Origin of the sequence: Chryseobacterium tagetis (assembly GCF_016735585.2) — a bacterium.
Classification (GTDB): domain Bacteria; phylum Bacteroidota; class Bacteroidia; order Flavobacteriales; family Weeksellaceae; genus Chryseobacterium; species Chryseobacterium tagetis.
On sequence record NZ_JAERSE020000004.1, the window covers coordinates 207,697 to 228,341 of the forward strand.

Genomic DNA, 20,645 nt, shown 5'->3' on the forward strand with positions numbered 1-20,645 from the left:
CTTAAAATATTTATTATTATACCTTTGATTTTTAAAGTAAAGTTTACATAGATGAATACAGAAGTACTAGATTTTTGGATAGGAAATTTCAATAGCGAGGACGATTTTTACAATTTTGTAGAAGAAGATGAAAACTTTTATCTGGAAGAAGATTCTGATGATGTTTTTGTTTCAAAGTTTGCGGAGTCTCAAAATACCTTATGGTTTGATCAGGATTTAATAGAATACGGTTTCGATGATTCTAATATGGGGCTTTTTGAGAAGTTTGCTGAGTTTTCTTTTGCAGAAGAATGGCTTCCAATATTGATCCAGAAAATTAATGAAATGGACCTTAAGTTTGATATCAATTCATTAGTCTTTGTAAGCCAGGGACAAATTCCTAAGCCAACATCTATAGAAAACGATTATTTTTCTTTGACCTATCTTGGCGGAATTGAATTTGAGTATTAATCGCAACACCAAAATAGCATATATGAAAAAAACGTTAGCAGTATTTCTTTTACTGCTCTTTACCACTGTATTTTCCCAAACCAAAAGATTTATTTATGAATTGGGAATCGTACTCGATGGTAAAGAGAAAAAAATGAATATGGTTCTTGACATTGATAAGGATTTTGTAAAATTCTACGATTACAAATTTCTTGAAATGGACTCTATAAGTAAGAAAACCGGACAAAACTGGCAATCCAATACATTGAGTGATCAGTTGATTATCCGAAAAGCCAATTCATTCGACAATCAGTCTTTTCATGACAATATGTACGACTATTTCGTCATTAACTCTACTGATAAAATGCAGTGGAAAATCAGTACTGAAACAAAAAAAGCGGATCAATACACTCTACAAAAAGCAACAACAAATTTCGGAGGAAGAGAATGGAGCGCATGGTTTTCCACAGAAGTTCCTTTTCAGGAAGGACCTTATAAGTTTAAAGGCTTACCCGGACTTATTTTTGAACTTTCGGATGTAAATAATGATTTTAAATATAAGCTTATCAAAAATACCAATATTCCGGAAACGTATTCTACACTTAACTTTTTGGAAACTCATTACGGTAATAAGCCTATTCCAGTAAGCCTTAAGCAATATCATAAGGTAAAACTTGATTATTACGCCGATCCTGTAAAAGACATGAGTAACAGCTTAAAAAGTGGCGGAACCGTTATTATTTCAGGAGAAAAGATAACCACTCAGGATCAGCTTGATCAAAAAAAGAAACATCTTCAAAATATGATTAAGCAATATTATAATCCTATAGAAAAAGATAAGGCAATTCCTTATCCTACAATCTAATATTAGTCTTGATCTTCATTAATAAAAAATCCCTGAAATGAATAATTTCAGGGATTTTTTATGTTTTAAAATAAATTAATGTGCTTCCAGCCAGTTATTTCCTACTCCAATTTCCACCAACAAAGGAACCTGCGTTTCTATAGCATTTTCCATTTCCATTTTAATAATATTGGTAGCGACTTCAATTTCATCAATTGGCGCTTCAAACACCAATTCATCATGTACCTGAAGTAACATTTGGGTCTGAAGCTTTTCTTTTTCCAGCTCTTTCTGAATCTTGATCATGGCCATTTTCACTACGTCTGCTGCACTTCCCTGAACCGGAGCATTTACCGCATTTCTTTCGGCATGACCACGAACGACAAAGTTATTGGAATTGATATCCTTTAAATGCCGTTTTCTTCCTAAAATAGTTTCAACATACCCTCTTTCACGGGCTTTATTTACCTGTTCAGCCATATATTCTTTCAGCTTCGGATACGTTTCAAAATAGGCTTCGATCATCTGCTTTGCTTCTGTTCTGGACAAACCGGTTTGCTCAGCCAGTGCAAAAGCTCCCTGTCCGTAAATAATCCCAAAGTTGACTGTTTTTGCCTGACTTCTCTGCGTTTTTGAAACTTCTTCCAACGGAATTTTAAATAATTTTGCCGCTGTAGAAGCGTGAATATCTTCCCCATCCTGAAACGCTTTGATCATATTATCTTCTCCTGAAATTTCCGCAATTAAACGTAATTCAATCTGTGAATAATCGGCAGAAATAATCTTTTTCCCTTCACCGGAAACAAAGGCACCACGAATTTGCTGACCTCTTAATGTTCTGATCGGAATATTCTGCAAATTGGGGTTTACACTCGCCAAACGACCCGTTGCAGCCGTCGTTTGAGAAAAATTGGTATGAACACGGTTATCTGTTTTTTCGATCTGTGACGGCAAAGCATCTACATACGTCGATTTTAATTTCTGATAGGTTCTGTATTCAAGAATATGCTTGATAATTTCATGTTTTGAAGCCAGTTTTTGAAGTACATCTTCCGAAGTCGCATACTGACCTGTTTTAGTCTTTTTGGCTTTCGGATCAAGCTGCATTTTTTCAAATAAAATATCTCCCAATTGTCTTGGTGAATTCATGTTGAATTCTTCGCCCGACAATTCGAATATTTTTAATTCTAATTGTTTTAAGTCATTTTCCAGGTCAATACTTTCCTGAGCCAGCCATTTTTCATCCAGAGAAATTCCTGCCAGTTCCATTTTGGCCAGGACTTCCATCAATGGCATTTCTATCGTGAAAAATAAGTCTTCTAAGTTTTCCTTTTTTAATTGGGGAGCAAATAATTCATACAATTGGAACGTCACATCTGCATCTTCTGCTGCGTAATCTGTCTGAGTTCTCAAATCAGCATCTCTGAAATTACCCTGATTTTTACCTTTCTTCCCGATAATGGTTTCTATGGAAACGGGTTTATAATTCAAATAGACTTCTGAAAGATAATCCATTCCGTGTCTTCCATCCGGATTGAGAAGGTAATGTGCGATCATAGTGTCGAACATGGCTCCTTTTACAGTAATATCGTATTGTTTAAGGATTTTATAATCGAATTTTAGATTGTGGGCAACTTTTACCAGATCTTCTTTTTCGAAGAAAGGTCTGAAAATTTCCAAAGTCTGTAAAACTTCTTCTCTGTTTTCGGACAAAGGAATATAATATGCCAATCCTTTTTTATAAGAGAAACTCATTCCTACCAATTCAGCTTCCAGATCGTTCAGAGATGTCGTTTCCGTATCGAAACAAACCACTTGCTGCTTCAATAAATTACTCACTAACATCTTCTGAGCTTTCGGATTATCCACAAACTGATATAAATGGTCATTATGATCAATAGTAGATTTTGTAGAGGTTGCCTGTTCCAATTCTTCGTAAGTCGCAAAAAGATCTAACTGACCGACTGCCTGTGCCACTTTTTGTTGTGGTGTCGTTTCTGTTACAGCCACTTCAACCTCAGCAACAACAGCCGTTGTAACTGTTGTCGGAGCGAAAGCGCGGTAAAGATTTTCATACAATCTTGTAAATTCTATTTCTTCGAAAACTGCTTTTGCCTGCTCAAAATCGGGAGTTTCCAGATCGTACTGTTCCTGATGGAATTCAATAGGAACATCACAGATAATAGTTGCTAATTTTTTAGATAAAATTCCGCGTTCTGCAGATGCTTCTATTTTTTCTTTTATTTTCCCTTTTAACTTATCTGTATTGGCTAAAAGGTTTTCAATGCTTCCAAATTCTTTCAGAAATTTCATAGCGGTTTTTTCTCCGACTCCATCCAATCCAGGAATATTATCGACCGCATCACCCATCATCGCTAAATAATCGATCACCTGTTTCGGATCTTCGATTTCATATTTTGCCTTGACTTCTTCTACCCCTAAAATTTCAATTTCGCCACCTTTTGAGCTCGGCTTATACATTTTAATTTTATCGGTAACCAATTGGGCAAAATCCTTATCCGGAGTTACCATAAAAGTGGTATATCCTTCTTTTTCGGCTTTACAGGCAATAGTTCCGATAACATCATCGGCTTCATATCCTTCCACTCCTAAAATAGGAATATGCATGGCTTCCAATATTTTATGGATATAAGGAACCGCAATTTTAATGGCTTCAGGAGTTTCACTTCTGTTGGCTTTATAATCCGCAAAATCATCTGTTCTTACACTTGCTCTCCCAACATCAAAAACAACAGCCAAATGAGAGGGTTTTTCTCTTCGAATCAATTCTATCAGTGAGTTTGTAAAACCGAAAATAGCAGAAGTATCCAGTCCTTTGCTTGTAAGTCTAGGGTTCCTGATCAATGCATAATATCCTCTAAAAATCATTGCATAGGCATCGATAAGAAATAACCTTTTATCTTGAGTTGCGTCCATATTTTCCATAAAGAACAAATATAAGGAAAAAGTGTTTTCCCTTTACGTTGCGGAATAAAAGAACCGGAAATTGGAGACTGAAAAAGACCTCATTTAAAGTCTTTATGATATTATAATTAATATATAAAATTAATTATAAGCCATATTGAATATAATAATATAATTTGTACATAACACCACAGATAATCAATGCTACAAAAGGTAATATTAAATGTCCAAATTGTAAATAATTATCATACGAAATTTTCTTTTCAGGAATATGTGCATTCTTAAAAAATTCTTCGATCTGCTCTTTCTCTTCTTTTCCAATATAAACAGCCTCATTTTTATTTTTTTTCTTTACTCTTAGCATAATAAGCTCATTTAAAGGTACAGAAATATGATAATTTTCAATAGCCGATAAAGGAATATCAATAGTATTAATCACTATTTTATCCATGTTAAATTTTATAGGTATTGCTTTTTTCTTTAATTGATTAATAATAAAAGCATATGTTATGGCACCTACTGATAAATACAAAATAAACCGAATTTTCTCAAAATAAGAGCAAATCAGGATTATAATAGTAAAAAAAGGAAGCCACAAATAAGCCGTTTTCAAGACTGTGTGATGATAATATCCTTTAATTGTAAATGGAAGTTTTTCATTCATATTATAATTCAATTCTTCTTAATTTAAATTTCAGAGTTATTTATATCAATTCTTTATTATAGGATTATCTCCTATGCATAATTTATATCTAAATATAAAAATTTAACTACTCACCTATACATATAAAACACAAACAATACTTATCATAATGTAAGCAAAACAAATTAAATTTGGAAAAGCTTTAATATAAAGATCCTTAGTAGCAGGCTTTCTTAAAAACTGTGCAAAAAAAATTTCAATACTTGGTTTCATATTTATATCAGATGATAAAAAATATTTTGTTTCTGCTTGAGTAGTAATTCTCAGCATAAAGGCCTTTCTTGAATTATAATTGTAAATATTGTAAGTTGTATTATCTGGTAAGCATATTTCTTTTCCTTTCTCGTCTTTCAAATAAACCTTGTCCTCCAATTTTATAAAAGAAATTTTCTGGATGGTACTTTTCATCACCATAATTAAAATCCCAAAAACTAGACTAAGTATTACTATGATAAACTGTGTTTGGCTTACAGTATATTTTATATGTAAAGTTTTAATTAATAGTATTGCAAAAGGAAATAAAATAAATATGGTAATTAATGTTGTCCAAAAAGTATATTTATTATTGAATACAGACAATGTTATTTTCTTCATTTTTTCTAGAAATTATCTCGATAGCTATAAGAGTTTATAATATTTCAAAAAAACTTTTTCAAATCATGCTTAATTTTAAGTCTCCATTATATTTTTGTGAATGTTGAATTGAGTCAAGAATTTAAAAATTGAAAAAGGTGCCGTATCCTAATGTCTTTGCTTTTTCTATATTTCCTAAATATAGATAGCTCATTCCTAAAGAAACCAAAAGCCTAATTAATTACATCAGTACCTTGAGTATTGGTAGGATTTCTTCCTTCAATAGCTCCTTATACTCTTCCTGATAAATAAAATTTAATCTACCGGAATATTAGCTACCAAACTACTTCCATTAGGTTCTGCACTCAAATCGCTAGCCATACCTTGAGCTAAATCAACTCTTGCTTCTTCTGAGAAAATAGTTCCGATGAAGGGAATTAAAAAAAGTGCGCCCTGAACAGAGTTTGAGGTAAGATTTTTTAAACTATTGCTTGAGTGGGACGCTGCAACGGTTCTTCCATCATCCACCATACTGGGGTTCATCCTTCCGCTGTTGTAGTGTGTTGCTGCATTTCGCCATTCAGGGTATTTTCCATTATTGAGATCATTAAGCAACTGTCTTGCAAGCGGATTGGTTCTGAGCTGTTGACGGCTCAAGCCTTCTAACTGATTGAGTTGTCTCTGCAGATTAACATTACTGACATGGACTCTTCTAGTTTCCTCAATTTTGGTAATTTTCCCCATTACACTTTCTGTTCTGTATGAAGTGATTTTATACCAAGGCCCACTTTGTTTTTTAATTTCAATAATATCTTCAGAATCCTGCACCAAATCATCCGGTTTGGAAGGGGCTCCCCATAAACTGTTTTGATCTATATCTCTCTGCTCTACTTGCCCGTCTGAATTCACAAAATCTTCTGTATGATTATTCATCTGATCATAAGTAGTATTATCGCTTACGTCCCCAAAGGTTTCATGCCCTAATCTTATCCCTCCTCTAACGGCATAATTGATTCCACTAAAAAGAGCAAAACCTGCGACAAATCTTCCCCCCGTCATCCAAATCTTTCCGGCAACGGATGCCGCACCAAACCCGGAAAACGCACTGGGAAGAAAAAAACCAGCACCAAAAGAGGCTACCACATTAATCCCCAATTCCCACTTATTTTTGGATGCTATAGAGTGAGCCGCAGCGTTAGCAGAAGCTTCATCGAAAAAAGGAGTCAGAATTCCACTGTTTCCACATTTTAAAATAGAAGAACGTGTAATGGCAGAAGCTCCATTAATCTTTACGCTGTTGTGAGCCAGAAACCATTGTCCGCTGTTTAAAGGATCTGTACATTTGTGATTTACGGCGCTAATAGTTGCGATAGCTCCTCCAACAAAAATAGCGGCTCCAACTCCAAATGCTATCCAACCAACAGGTCCTGAGAGAAAAACAAGAGCTCCTACCGCAAGACCAGCACCAAAAGCGAGTAAAGTACCTGCTAAATTTGCAGGTGATTTACAGGTGAATTCAACCATTACATTTTTGTCGTCTACGGTAAGCACCGGCTGTTTATTATTTTCATAATAAACATTTATTTTCTTGCGACTGAAAGAAAATTTTTGGGGTGCAGAACTCATCTGATAGGTACAGACTGCAAACACTTTATCTTGGGGAATATATGAAACTGCCATAATTTTAATATTTAGGAATAAACAATACAAATACTACACTGATAATAAAATAGGCAAAGCACATTAATATCGGAAATGCCAATGCAATAAAATCCTTCTTATTTTTCTTTTTTATAAAATCATTAAAAAAAACTTCAACTTCAGGTTTTAAATTCATATCTAGCGATAATAGAAATTTTGTTGTTTTTCCATCTAAAATTCTTAGCATAAAAGCTTTTCTCGAATTGTAATTATAAATATTATAGTTAATATCATCTGATAAAAGAAATGTTTCACCATTATTATATTTTATAAAACAATTATGATCCGTTTTTATAATATCTATTTTTCGCATAGTAGTTTTCATTACGACAATCAAAAAACCAAATATTAAGGAAAGACATACAATAATGAGTTTGGTTTGATTGGTTGTATATCTTACATCTAAAAACTTGATAAATAATATAACTGACGGTAATAAAAATAATATTGTAATTATTGTTGCCCAAAAACTATATTTCGTGTTAAAAACAGATATGGTAATTTTATTTTCATCCATACTTTTTATAACTAAACTGTGAAAAAATCAATCTGTGTACTATAAATTAATTATATATATAAATCCAAAAATGAAAACCGCCAGCGCTATAAAAAGCATTATAAATGGAAATTTATTTGCAAAAAATAAAATCATCTGATCTATAGAGGTTTTCACATTCTTATGGGGTAATCCTATTTTGAGCTGTTGCAGAAGATTTTCTTTATTATTAAGATCATCCTTATTTTCCTGATTAAAACTGATAGCACCTAACCAAAAATATATATTTTTATTAGCCCATTTAATCCTCAAAATATCCAGCATTCCTTTATTGGTGATATTGAGATTATAATTAACAATATCCTTTTTTAATAATATTGTGCTTGTATTTTTTTTGTTATTGCTAATGATGATCGAATCTTCTTTAATAACTATTGAAATTATTTTAGAAAAATATAAATTGATTCCTATAATAATAAAAAGCAAAATGGATAAAACAAAAATTAAAATGTAGGTTTGTTGTGTAGTACTACTAAAAATAGCATAAATACCATCTGTGGTAATAAACACTATTAATCCAGCGAAAAACACCAGCAATGTAATAGCCCAAACCACAATACTAAATTGCCTAAATTCATATTTCTTTTCCATCAATATTTTTTTTAAAGCTCAACCTTCTTTATATTATATTCAGTAATTACTTCAAAATTATTTTTAATTTTTTCTGCAATAGAAGCCTTTCCATCCTGTATAAGCTCTGTTTCTTTATCAATGGTGTAGGTAATTCTATAAATAAAATCGAATGTAGTGTAATTGAATCTCAAACTTGATTTATAGATCGTATCGTAAAAATTTTTTAGCGTTTCTTCCGAAAGGTTTTCTCTGTTTAATGTTCCTACAAGTCTGTATGTTGCTGAACGATCGTCTTCACGAACAAGAGATTTTACTACATCTGTTGTAAGATCTATATTAGGAAAAATCTGAGAAAACTGTTGAAGCTGATAATTTTTAAGCCGATCTCCCAAAAATGATTTCATAAAAAGATGGAAAAAAAGATTTTTATCCATCATTTTACCAAGGTTTTCCTTATTGAGGAATTCTTTATCTCCTGTGGCAATAATATCTTCCGCCTGTTTTGGAGCCTGAGAAATAAGTTGTTTATAAAGTTCTGTATTTTGTAATTCAAAATCACGAAACTTCTTCCATCGGTTTTTTATCTGGTCATAATTAAAAATTTCTTTCATAAAAGCTTCCTCCGATATATTGAAGGTAATAGGCAACTTCAACTTCTCTAATTTTTGTGCAAATAAAAAGCCCGATTCATAAACTGCTGGCTCAACAGAAAACCCAAAATCTGTAATTTCTACATTGAAAATACTTGTATTTTTAGCTTTTTTAACTAAAAATTCATGAAATGTATTTGCAGAAAGTGTTATTATTTCATTATTTACTCTACTGATGTTCAGCTGTTCGCACCTATATCTTACTACTTCTTCAAAATTTAAACTTTCCATATTTCCTTTTTTTATTAATGCTTCTTCAAAAGTATTTTGCTTAATAAAAATGGTATCAAGATGAATAGGCAATTTATCAGAAAAAATCATACTAGAAAAACCTGAGTTTGAATTATGGAATTTCTTCAATGCTTCTACATCCATATTAAATTTCTCTGCTATAGATCTAAGATTTTCCCCTTTTTCTATCTTGTATTTTATAATTTTCATTAATTAATATCTACCTGATTTGGATTGTTAATGGAAATAATTGCCGGAGAAATACTAACACCCGATGCAGAACAAGATGTACCCGAAGAATTATCAACGGTTACTGCTGAGGAACCACTTATTATAACATTGCTACTTTGTAATTTTATACTGTCACTCGTTATCTCTATAAAACTACTTCCAACTTTCAACGTTACTTTTTGCGCTCCGCTCAAGTCAATAACTCCATCTTTTCCCATAGTTAATACACTTTGCCCTTCTCCTACATCCGTCTTATGTTGACAGCCTACATTTGTCGTATTATTATTTTTAACTGTTTTGGTATTATCGTTTCCGACGTTTACAGTTTTGTTATTATTTGCGTTGGTTTCAGAGTTTCCTGCTCCATCAAAAAACATATTGGCACCTCCCTGATCCTTCAGATTCATTGAGCCGGCTCCATTGTCGTATTTTAATTCTGCACCACTTCTTCCGCTGAAGCTCATTACATTATTTCCGGCTCCTCCACCTGCGCCAATTGTTCCGTGGAACATTCCGCCCATCACAAAAGGCCTGTCTGGGTGTTGATGAACAAAATTGACAATTACCTGATCTCCTACTTCCGGAACAGACATAAAACCTCGGTTTTTATTTACTTTGTCACTGCTTCCTGCATCCGGAGACATAACACGGATAAATTCGGTCGTAGAATTTCCATTTTGCCAATCGAATTGCACTTGCACTCTTCCCTGATTTAAAGGATCTGTATTGGAAATTACTTTCGCAAACTGAGGTTCTGCTTTCGGAAGATTAAATTCCGGACGCGGAATAAATCCTGTATCTGCAGCAATGGCTTCGAAATGGCCGTCATAATATCCTCTTGCATCCACTTCGTGTGTCACTTTCGTAATCATGAGCTTTGTGAAGTAGGAAGTATCATTGGTATCTGTTTTGCGCATCTCAATATCTGCAATACATCCGGGATATAGGAAAGGAACTGTGGTAGTTCCCATAGTCACAAAAACTTCGGACGCTTTACTTCCTGCGGTTCCTTTCTGTGAGGCATCAATATCCATAAAAGATTTAGCTTTTATAGGAGCTACTCTTAATGAAGGGGTCTGAAAGGTTTTTTCCGAAATTTCGTAGGCGCGTTTTGCGATATCGGAAGTATGCTTGATGGTAGAATTGCCCGTGGTCAGTTTTTCGTTCTTACTGCTGTTATATCCATAAAAAGTTGGGTGTACGTGCTGTGCTTTCATTTTAATTTTCACATCATTCACACTGCTTCCGTAAGTAAGCTTTACCGGTTTCTCCTGAGGAGGTAGTTTCCCGAAATGAAGAACTTCGCCATCATAGAAAAACTGTTCTCCATAAGCTTCCGCCATTCTGGCCAGGTAATTATAATGGGTTTCTTCGTATTGAGAACTATAGGTAACATTTCCATATTTGGAATCTACTCTGTAATCATATTTATTTTGTCCAAGACCTTCTTTGATGACCTGATCTGCAATGCTATTCAGACTTATTTCCTGAGCTCCACCGAAACTTTGAATATTGGGAGCTACATCTAAAAGAATCGTTGGACTGTAACCGGAAAGCACAATATCTCCAAGATTTCCTTTTTCCTGACTGAACCCAACTTCTGTTATTACTCCGACAAAGTTACGTTCCGGCCCTTCCATGACATCTTTATATTTGAAAATAACTGTAATTCTTTTACCAAGAAAATTTTGAGCTTCTTCCAGATTATGATTCTCGGCACTTCCTAATGTATCATAGGACAGTGTAAGAGAGAACTCATGATGTTTAACCGCACTTTGTATGAGTTTAAAATGCTTAAAATGCCGGATTTCTTTTCCTTCTATGACAATATCAAGCTTTACCACCCGATTGATCCCCAGAATTTCACTAGTCGGAATGGCTGCAGCATTGTGAATTTTTGAAGTAGGTTGCTGAGTCCATAGTTTCTGTTCTTTCGTTGATGGTACCCGTGAAGGCGAAACCCCGTCTAACAAAGACTGCGTATTTATTTTCGAATCAATTTTTTTCAGCACATTATCTTTAGCATTCTGTATATTATTTCCTGCCTCATCCAAAAACTTCTCTGGCTCTACAACATTGCGTTGTGCTTTAGTTGTTCTATTATCCTGAAACATAATATTTGTGTTTTTTTGATTATTTTTTGAATTCCTTTCTTATTTAATTTCCCAAAGCATGGATCACACCAAAATAGATTATTTTAAACACTAATGAATTGAATCACTAATAAATAGGAATATTTTACAGATGATTTTTTAACCACCTTAAACATACTTATAGCATGAAAACAGAATAATCTGCTTGTTGGCAGACTACCCTGTTTCAGTTTAGTTTTTTAGTTGATTAGTTGATATCTTAGCTTGATGGCCAAAGTCCTTCATAAGCAGAATTACCATAGTTGATCTTCTCTGCACTTATAATGAAACTCACATACATAGAATTTTCATCTACCGCATCAAAGTCTACTTCGTGCTGAATTACATATCCGTTTTCCCAGTTCAAAGTAATCAAAGTTCCTTCTTCGTGAGATTTGTTGAATGTAATTTCTCCGCTTGTTGGTTTGTATTTTCCGTTTAATAAGCTTTCCAGAATATCAGATTTTTCTGTTGCTTCTACGGTAAGTTTGATAATTGCGTTAGAAGGATCTGAAGCGACTCTACCCGATACGTCTGTTGATCTGGATACGCTGTAGTTCAGCCTTAATAATTTTTGACCTTCTCCCCCGTTGAATTTTAGAATTCCTCTTGAATTTAGTGCCATGATCTGTAAATTTTAATTATTAATATTTCGTGATTTGGTGATTTGATATTTCAAAGATAGAACCATAATCATCAATAAAAAAATTACAAACAAGCTTTTTCATTTTTTGTAGTAGTTCTACGATTTGATGTAGTAATTCTACGACAGTATTTTGTGTATTAAATTTTAAAACCAAAAAAAACTGACTAACAATCCATTAGCAATTAATTTTATTTTACTTCTTTTATAGATCTGGATAATATTTTGTTTTTTCGCAAAAGAAAATCAGGCATCAGGTCCATGGGAAGATATAAAGTACTTTCTCCTTTGTTTTGAAGTTCTTCCATAATTCCCGGATTCCATGCAAGGATTTTATTGACGTCTATTTTCAGCTCGTCTGCAATAATATTTAAATTAAATCCGGCATTGATATCGGTTTCGGATAGGGATCCGATATCTTTACCACTTCCACCATTTACGAAGAAAACCGTATTGAGGCGGGCATTGTTATAGTCCGTCAGTACACTTTGCAGTTCATCGGTGGCGTAGCATGCATTCAGATATTTTTTAACATGATTAATGGTTTCATTAGGTAAAAACTTATAAAAAACGTGATACTGAGTTGATCCTGCTGCAGACATCGCTTTTGCTATATTTCCTTCTCCACAGTTATAGGCTGCAACTACTGTCACCCAATTGTTATATTTTTTATACAGGTTGGCCAAGGATACTACTGCCGTTTTTGTACTTTTATAAATATCATTCCGGTTTTGTTCGGAAAGTCCATACTGATTGGCGTGGGAGGTCATAAACTGCCAAACCCCGACAGCTCCGGCTCCTGAAGTGATATTCCTGTTAAAATGCGATTCTATTAAAGCCAGATTCCTAAGGTGTTTAGGTAATCCTTTCTGTGCAAGAGAATTTTCAATAAATTCAACAATCTCTTTATTGGCGTTTATAATATTTTTGTATCTCTTCACGCTATTTTCCGAGGTATCGGAAGCGGAAAGAAACTGCCCGTTCATAAAACAGACAGATCCTAACAGCAAGAAACCTGTAAAAATATTTTTGAAATTCATTTTCATTTTCTATCAAATTAATCTTTACTAAAAACTGAATATACGATCCGTATTATTCTACTTTCCAGCTCAGTTTTTCTTCTTCTTTATTCCAGTCTACATGAATCGTCTCACCGGCTTTCACTTCTTCTCTTACGATCATTTTTGAGATGGGTCTAGCCAATTGAGACCTGATAACACCGGATATCTGTCTTGCTCCATATTTACTGCTGAATCCTCCTAAAGCTAAGTTTTTAACTGCCTCATCAGAAATTGTAAGTGCCATTCCCAATCGGGTCAATGAAGAATGCAATGATTTCAACTGAATATTAAAGATTCTTTCAGCAATAGATTCTGTAATGGGTGCAAAAGGAATAATTTCTGTAATTCTCGCTAAAAACTCTGGCCTGAAACGTCCTGAATTTGACATGATCTGCATTAATGATTTGGATTCCGGTATTTTTCCTTCTTCAAACTGCTTTACAATTTCCTCACTTCCGATATTGGAGGTAAACAGGATTAAGGCATTACTGAAATCCCCTTCTTTTCCAAGTTTATCGTGTACTTTTCCTTCGTCCATGATCTGCAAAAAGACATCAAAAACCGAGTGATGCGCTTTTTCAATTTCATCAAACAAAACAACGGTATAAGGTTGCTGTCTGATTTTATTTACCAGCATTCCTCCTTCTTCATACCCCACATATCCCGGAGGCGCTCCATATAAAAGTGCTGCCGAATGTTCTTCTTTAAATTCGGACATATCGAAACGAACCATTGCTTTTTCGTCGTTGAAAAGCAATTCTGCCATAGATTTTGCCAATTCTGTTTTTCCTGTTCCGGTAGGTCCTAACAGGAAGAACGAACCGATAGGCTGTCCAGGTTTGTTTAATCCGCTTCGGTTCTCAACAATGGCATCAGAAAGGATTTTTAAAGCATGATCCTGCCCCACAACACGGTTCATTAAAAGGGATTCCATATTTAACAGCTTCTCTTTTTCCTGAGCCTGAATTTTTCCGATCGGAATGTTTGTTTTAGCCGCCATTACTGCCGCCAATTCCAAACGGTCTACTTTTTCTCTTTTTACGGATGCATGCTGTAAAAGTTCTGCATAGGTATTTTCTATAATTTTCTGAATCTGATCTACCGGCATTGAGTTGTCGATTTGAGGCTGCTCACTCAAAGAACCCCACAAGATCGGGCTGATTTTGTCTCTTAATAAATTATACGTCCAGATCAGTTCGTCTGCTTTATCTTTTTCATCAAAAAACTCTTCCTGTAAAATTTCATCGTATCTGGTTTTCCAGCTTTCCAGTTCTTTTTCTGAAAGTTCATCAAGCATTTTGATCGCTGCCATCGTTCTATCTAACAGATCGATTGCTGCATCAGGTAATTTTTTACCTTTTGCATATCTTTTCGCCAAACGAACACATTCCGGAAGTGCTTTTTTCTCTACTTCGATTCCGTGGTGTTTTTTATAGCCTTCCAAGAGTACGTCAATCATTTTAACGCATGTTTTCTCATCAGGTTCGTTTGCCGTCAATACTTCAAAACGACGGTTGAAAGCCTGTTCCGGTTCTATTATTTTTCTGTATTCTTCCTGAGTTGTCGCTCCGATTACGGTGATTTCGCCTCTTGCCAATTCAGGCTTCAGTAAGTTTGCAACGTTTCCTATGCTTCCTTTCGGATCTAAAAGGGTATGAATTTCATCAATGAAAAGAATGGCTTTTTCAATTTTCTTGCATTCGTTGATGACTTTTTTCAGTCGGTCTTCAATTTCTCCTTTGTAAGAGGTTCCTGCTAATAAAGCTCCGGTATCCAATTCTAAAAGGGTGCCGTTTTTCAGCATATCAGGAACATTTCCTTTGGTAATTTCGATGGCAAAGCCTTCTACCAAAGCCGTTTTCCCCACTCCCGGCTCACCGATAATAATGACATTGGGTTTACTTCTTCGGCAGAGAATTTCAACCAGCATTCTGAGTTCTTTATCTCTTCCGATAATGTTTTCCAGTTCACCCTTTCTCGCCTGAGCGGTTCTATCTACACAATAGCTTTTAATCGACGGAAATGAATTATCAGAATACTCTGACCCGTTTGAAAAAATGGAAGAAAAATTTCCGTTTTCTGAGCTTTCATAAGGGGTATCCTTTCTGTATAAATTGAAAATCTCGTGTTCTCTGAGTGGCAGAGATTTAAGCTGCTGTAAAGTAAATGCAACCTGCGGTTTTACAATGGCAGTGAGGACGCATATCGGGGTAATTTCATCTAAGCCTAATTTTAAACGAATATCATCAGCTTCTTCTACAATATTGTCTACCTGCTCATCTTCGCCTACCTCATCGGGAAGATGTGTTGTTTTCGGGTAATCTTCAATTCTTACATCGGCCCATTCGTAGAAATATCCTGGATCTTTGTCTATGCTTTTCAAAAACTCGTTCAGCCCAATATCTTTATGCATTAAAGCCTGTAAAATATGGGGTGCCCCATACATTCCGTTATAATTTTCTCTCGCTATAGACTGCGCAATGTGAAACAGCTGCTTTACTGTTTCATTGGTTACTAGTACTCCCATTTATGTTCTTTTCTATATTAATAATCTCTGTTTGTGATTGGTTGGTGTTGGCAACAAAATTAAACAAGTTTATTTATACAATAAGTTTATTTTGTTATTTATTTTAATTTTCAACAGCATTTACTATTTATATGATTCTTTAAACTTCATGATACTTTTATAAACACGAAGGCTGTCTGCTTTCAGAGGCACGTTATTAAGCAGCACTTCAAAACTATTGTTATCCGGCGCTATTTTAAATTCCAATTGCTGCTGAGCTCCGGATTTTTTGAAGGCTTCATTCATATTTTCCCAATTGAAGAAAGCACGTCCTTCAAAAGCCTCCCCTTTCCCGGTTTCCCAATATATTCCGATTTCTTTCGGAACGGAACGTTCTTTGGCTGATGGGTTTTCTACCCAGGGACGGAGCATAGTTTCTCTTTCCCCGTTATAATAATCCGTATCTATTCGGAACAGCTTAAATCCTTTATTTGCAGAAACCACTTTGGGCGACCAGTTGTAACGCAGTCTGTACTGTTTCCATTTTTCCGGTGACTCATTGGGAAGATAATATTCCTGAGCTAATTCTTCAAAAAGTTCTGGATCTACATGGTATATTCTCTGGTATTTTTCTTTGTATTTCTTAGTATCCGCTTCATTGGTAATACGCTCTGCCTGATATTCTCCCAATTCAATTTGTGTAGGGCCATATCCAAACCATACCACCACCATTCCTTGGGGTGCAAAACCGAAAATAAGATCCGAAAATTTATTGTAAGCTATCTGATATTCATTATATTTTTTGTAATAATCAGGTTCGTCTCTGCGGTTAATGAATTCTTTCAGAGGAACTGAAGATTTAGATTCATCTATCGCATACGCTCTTTGCACCCAGTCTTCCACTTTCTCTTTTGGAAAAATGGCCTTTAAGTGATAAAAGGCATTTTCTGAATCTGCATAATATATAATATCAGCGCCAATAGGAGTTCCTCCTTGCTCAGTAAAACCTTTGCCCGAGCTTCCCCAATTTCCTGATGAATGCCCATAAGGTAAATGAGCAGAGATTCCCTCTAAAGTAATTATAGAGTCTTCAACAGGGCCAACCGAATGTTTATTATCAGAATGGGATAGCTGTACATTATATGAAGGCGTTATCTTTTCTTTTTTCATATCCTGGCAATTAATCAGTTGAAAAACACTCAACAAAAAAATAAAAATCTTATGTTTATCCATCTAAAATTGTTCTTTTACGTTCTGATACTTTTTTCACTCCGGAAATTCTTGGTCCCATTCCGAAGGTATCCAGATTAGCAGACCAGTGCAAATATTTATTCCGTATTGTTTTCAAATCGGTTTCGTTGATATTGAAATCCATATAATAATAATTTTCCGATGTACTTACATACTCTGAAGCTGAAGGATTTTTGCCCTCTTGTGATCTCTTCACATATTCGTTGCGCAGATCATTACAAGTTTTGATATAGCTATACAGCTGAGATGAGATTGCAAGTACATTGTTATCTTTGATATTATTTTCGCTTACTCTCTTTTCTGTGTACTTTACTTCAAATTGTTTAGAGTATTCAAACATATAATACAGCGGAATTTTATCATAATGGTTGGATAAAACTCTAGTTCCCCACAGCTCATATTTGTAGGTGACATCATACCTGCTTGGTATCACAATTTTCTTGATTTTAATTTCTTCCGGATGAAACCACCCTTCATCAATTAAAATACTTCTGTACCGTTCACAATTTTCAACAGAATCCTGCTGTTTATAAATCAGCACGTTTTCTTCCTCACCATTCACATAACCTCCACCAATGTCAGAATGCACTCCCGGCAAAGTAATCTGTAATCCTTTGATACCTGAATCTCTGATATTGGTAAGACTGAAATTTTCTCTAAACTCATTATCAGAAGCTATCTGGAATATAAAGGCTCCATGTTGTACTGCATTTAATCCCAACTGCACAGAATCATTCGCTACAAACCAATTCCCACGATGATTCATCCCATAAGAAGCCACAGTATCATACAGCCCGACAAAATTAAACTGGATCTGATGTATTGATAATCCGGATTTCAAAATACATGCCCCGAAATACCCGTATTTTAAAAGATGAGACTCTGTTTTGTCTTTCTCAATAATAAATCTTTGCTCTATGTTTTCCTTTTTTTCAGTCTCTGACAGTTCAAAAAAATCCGGAGGAAAAACATTTAAACTTCCCCCAAACATTTTGGTGGCAATAGGCGGGGTTGTTGCAACATGCACAAAATGACGTGCAGCAGCAGCACCTCTGCTAAAGCCATACACATTTACTTTAAGAATATTAATCGGTTTGGTTTTAAATTTCTTTTTTACAACTTCAGCTCCTTTAATACATCCTTTTGTCACTTTTGCCTTAATTCCTCTTTCATCTATTCCCATACCTGCTCCCCGGATAGGAAATCCTAATGTATCATTATCAGATTTTCCATCAACGGTCCCTATTCCTTCTATGTACAATGCAACTTGATTTTCAGCATCAGGATCTATTGCATCATAACCACGCGCTACATTTGAATAGTCATTCGCATAACTGCCAGATTTTTTTTTATCAGATAATCCAGCGAGTGTATTAGTTTTATTATTAAGGGTACCATCAAAAAATAAGTTTAAGCTGACATCAATGGTATTAACCGGCTTATCATTAGGATTGATTTTTTGTGCTTCATTATAACTGACTCCGGATTCATTTCCTTTTTGCTGAACGGATACGGCACTGGTATGCACTATACCTTCTTTAGCAAAAGTTTTATAATCTCCTCCTGTCTGTGTGATGGCTTTTCCTTCTACAAAATATTCGATGCTCATGATCAGTGATTTTTAGATTTCTCGCCACTATTGTTCTGAACTTCTTTTTCAGCATGATGCTCTACCTTGCCCTGACTGCTAACTTCCACACCTTTAAGGCTGGTTAATTTATGTTCCTTTTCCCCATACACTTCCATATCACCTTTTACGTAATGGCTCATTTTTCCGACAACATTTGTCATGAAATCGGCACCTGTTGTGAGATATTTCATGGAACCAACACTTTCGGTATGATTGGCCATGATGGTGTCTGATTTATTCATTCCGACACTCGTGGTCATGTTTTCACCTACATTGATATTCATATTGCGGCAATTCAATGTCATCGTCTCCGGAGCGGTGATCGTAATATTGCTTCCGGTGGTATCCAGATGGATTTCATTACCGGATTTATCTGTAATAATAATGCTCTCGTCTTCGGTAAACACTACTTTATGGCCGCTTCTGGTCTGTATTGATTTCACCCTGTTGTCGGCTCCGCCTCCAAGACCAACCTGCCCATGAAACATTCCTCCCATGACGAAAGGTCTGTCGGGATGATTGTGTACGAAATTGACCATCACCTGATCTCCAACTTCCGGAATGGCGACATATCCCCTGTTTTGAGTAATCTGATCGGTTCCTCCTGCATCGGGACTCATCATTCTTATGAAATGAGTGGTATCGTTCGTTTGCCAGTCAAATCTTACCTGAACTCTGCCCTGCCCTTCAGGATCGGTGTTCGAAATTACGGTAGCAATCTGTGGTTGTGCGATAGGAACTGTGAATTCAGGTTTTGGTAAAAACCCTGTATCAGATGCAATTCCAGCAAAACTTCCTGTATAGTGACCGATCGTATCAATTTCATGGGTTGTTTCTGTAACCATGAGCTTGGTGAAATAGGAAGTTTCATTAGTATCCGGTTTTCGCATTTCGATATCTACACTGCATCCCGGATGTAAAAAAGGAACGGTTGTAGAACCTGAAAGATTAAAAACGTTTACCGCTTCACTTCCAGATGTACTTTTTTGTGAATATTCAACATCCAAGTGGGTCGTTGCTTTTATGGGAGCAACCCTTAATGATGGAGTTTTATAAATAGTATCATTATGCTGATAAGCTGTTTTTGCTAAATCTCCAACATGCTGAATTGGTGTTGAGCCCGATTTCAAAACTTCATTTTTATTACTATTATAACCGTAGAATTGAGGCTTTGTATGAACGGCTTTCAATTCTACTTTTATATCGTTTGCATTGCTTCCGTATAGCAATTTTATCGGTTTATTTTGTGGGGGCAGCTTACCGAAGTGAAGAACTTCTCCGTCATAATAAAACTGTTCTCCATAGGCTTCTGCCATTCTCGCCAGATAATTATAATGCGTTTCATCATATTGGCTGCTGTATATAATCTGAGAATAATCATTGGTATCGATTCTGATATCAAAGCGGCTTTTATCTAGACCTTGCTTTATAACTTCTTCAGCAATGATCCCCATATTGACAGGTTTACCTCCTCCAAAACTTTGAATATGTGGTGCACCATCAAGTAAAATAGTAGGACTGTAACCCGATAAAACGATATTTCCCAAACTCATTTTTTCCTGGCTGAAGCCTACTCCTGTGATCACTCCTACAAAAGTTCTTTCAGGACTATTTTCAATGTCTTTATATGAAATAACCACCGTAAGGCGTTTCCCCAAGAGCGTATTCGCATCTTCTAAAGCATAGGACTCTCGGTTGCCCAATGTATCATGGGCTAAAGTAAGAGCAAATTCATGATGACGAACTGCACTTTGTGTTAATTTAAGAGATTTATAGTATTTAATAACCTGACCTTCGATAACCAGAGATAATTTCACTAAACGATTAATACCTGAATGATGATTGCTCGATATTCCATCCGCATTTTGAGTGGGACGGAAATACGCTTCCTGCGTATTTTCAGATGTAGTTGACATAATTTTGTGATTGTGGTGAGTTAAAGATAAAAAATATATCCAAACTAAAAATTTCTATTAAAGCATTCTGAAGTCGTAAAAAACTTTAAT

General features: G+C 35.1%; 16 protein-coding genes. 2 read left to right on the top strand and 14 right to left on the bottom strand.

From position 1 onward, the window contains the following. Positions 1 to 51: 51 nt before the first annotated feature. Positions 52 to 450, top strand: a complete 399-nt coding sequence (locus tag JI747_RS14845; RefSeq protein ID WP_225689674.1) for an immunity 22 family protein — start codon at positions 52 to 54, stop codon at positions 448 to 450. 22 nt (positions 451 to 472) lie between these two features. Further along, positions 473 to 1,294, top strand: a complete 822-nt coding sequence (locus tag JI747_RS14850) for a GLPGLI family protein (protein WP_225689675.1) — start codon at positions 473 to 475, stop codon at positions 1,292 to 1,294. A 75-nt stretch (positions 1,295 to 1,369) separates the two neighbouring features. Here JI747_RS14850 and polA read toward each other — a convergent pair whose 3' ends face one another. The 14 genes from polA to JI747_RS14920 form a co-directional block, all read right to left on the bottom strand. Continuing rightward, positions 1,370 to 4,210: a DNA polymerase I gene (gene polA / locus JI747_RS14855; RefSeq protein WP_225690035.1), complete on the bottom strand. Its 2,841-nt coding sequence runs from the start codon at positions 4,208 to 4,210 to the stop codon at positions 1,370 to 1,372. Between the two features lie 133 nt (positions 4,211 to 4,343). Next, positions 4,344 to 4,862 (bottom strand): hypothetical protein, encoded by a 519-nt coding sequence (locus JI747_RS14860; RefSeq protein WP_225689676.1) that lies wholly within the window; start codon positions 4,860 to 4,862, stop codon positions 4,344 to 4,346. 114 nt (positions 4,863 to 4,976) lie between these two features. Continuing rightward, on the bottom strand, positions 4,977 to 5,495 hold the full coding sequence (locus JI747_RS14865; protein ID WP_225689677.1) for a hypothetical protein: 519 nt from the start codon (positions 5,493 to 5,495) through the stop codon (positions 4,977 to 4,979). A 294-nt stretch (positions 5,496 to 5,789) separates the two neighbouring features. After that, on the bottom strand, positions 5,790 to 7,154 hold the full coding sequence (locus tag JI747_RS14870; RefSeq protein ID WP_225689678.1) for a hypothetical protein: 1,365 nt from the start codon (positions 7,152 to 7,154) through the stop codon (positions 5,790 to 5,792). Between the two features lie 4 nt (positions 7,155 to 7,158). Then, positions 7,159 to 7,692, bottom strand: coding sequence for a hypothetical protein (locus tag JI747_RS14875; protein WP_225689679.1), 534 nt, complete (start codon positions 7,690 to 7,692; stop codon positions 7,159 to 7,161). A 39-nt stretch (positions 7,693 to 7,731) separates the two neighbouring features. After that, positions 7,732 to 8,322 (bottom strand): hypothetical protein, encoded by a 591-nt coding sequence (locus tag JI747_RS14880; RefSeq protein WP_225689680.1) that lies wholly within the window; start codon positions 8,320 to 8,322, stop codon positions 7,732 to 7,734. A gap of 11 nt (positions 8,323 to 8,333) precedes the next feature. Next, positions 8,334 to 9,395 carry a hypothetical protein gene (locus JI747_RS14885; protein ID WP_225689681.1) on the bottom strand — a complete coding sequence of 354 codons (1,062 nt, stop codon included), beginning with the start codon at positions 9,393 to 9,395 and terminating at the stop codon, positions 8,334 to 8,336. Next, a complete protein-coding gene (locus JI747_RS14890; RefSeq protein WP_225689682.1) occupies positions 9,395 to 11,530 on the bottom strand; it encodes a type VI secretion system Vgr family protein in 2,136 nt (711 codons plus the stop codon). Before JI747_RS14890 ends, JI747_RS14885 begins: the two co-directional genes overlap by 1 nt. Before the next feature lie 238 nt (positions 11,531 to 11,768). Beyond that, complete coding sequence (gene tssD / locus JI747_RS14895; protein WP_225689683.1) at positions 11,769 to 12,173, bottom strand: type VI secretion system tube protein TssD; 405 nt, start codon at positions 12,171 to 12,173, stop codon at positions 11,769 to 11,771. A 209-nt stretch (positions 12,174 to 12,382) separates the two neighbouring features. Next, positions 12,383 to 13,237 carry a lytic transglycosylase domain-containing protein gene (locus tag JI747_RS14900; protein ID WP_225689684.1) on the bottom strand — a complete coding sequence of 285 codons (855 nt, stop codon included), beginning with the start codon at positions 13,235 to 13,237 and terminating at the stop codon, positions 12,383 to 12,385. A 46-nt stretch (positions 13,238 to 13,283) separates the two neighbouring features. Beyond that, complete coding sequence (locus JI747_RS14905; protein ID WP_225689685.1) at positions 13,284 to 15,779, bottom strand: ATP-dependent Clp protease ATP-binding subunit; 2,496 nt, start codon at positions 15,777 to 15,779, stop codon at positions 13,284 to 13,286. A 123-nt stretch (positions 15,780 to 15,902) separates the two neighbouring features. After that, positions 15,903 to 16,928, bottom strand: coding sequence for a DUF2931 family protein (locus JI747_RS14910; protein WP_225689686.1), 1,026 nt, complete (start codon positions 16,926 to 16,928; stop codon positions 15,903 to 15,905). 55 nt (positions 16,929 to 16,983) lie between these two features. After that, positions 16,984 to 18,618: a phospholipase effector Tle1 domain-containing protein gene (locus tag JI747_RS14915; RefSeq protein WP_225689687.1), complete on the bottom strand. Its 1,635-nt coding sequence runs from the start codon at positions 18,616 to 18,618 to the stop codon at positions 16,984 to 16,986. Between the two features lie 2 nt (positions 18,619 to 18,620). Further along, the gene (locus tag JI747_RS14920; protein ID WP_225689688.1) at positions 18,621 to 20,555 is read right to left on the bottom strand and encodes a type VI secretion system Vgr family protein; all 1,935 of its coding nucleotides are present in this window, start codon (positions 20,553 to 20,555) and stop codon (positions 18,621 to 18,623) included. Positions 20,556 to 20,645: the final 90 nt, after the last annotated feature.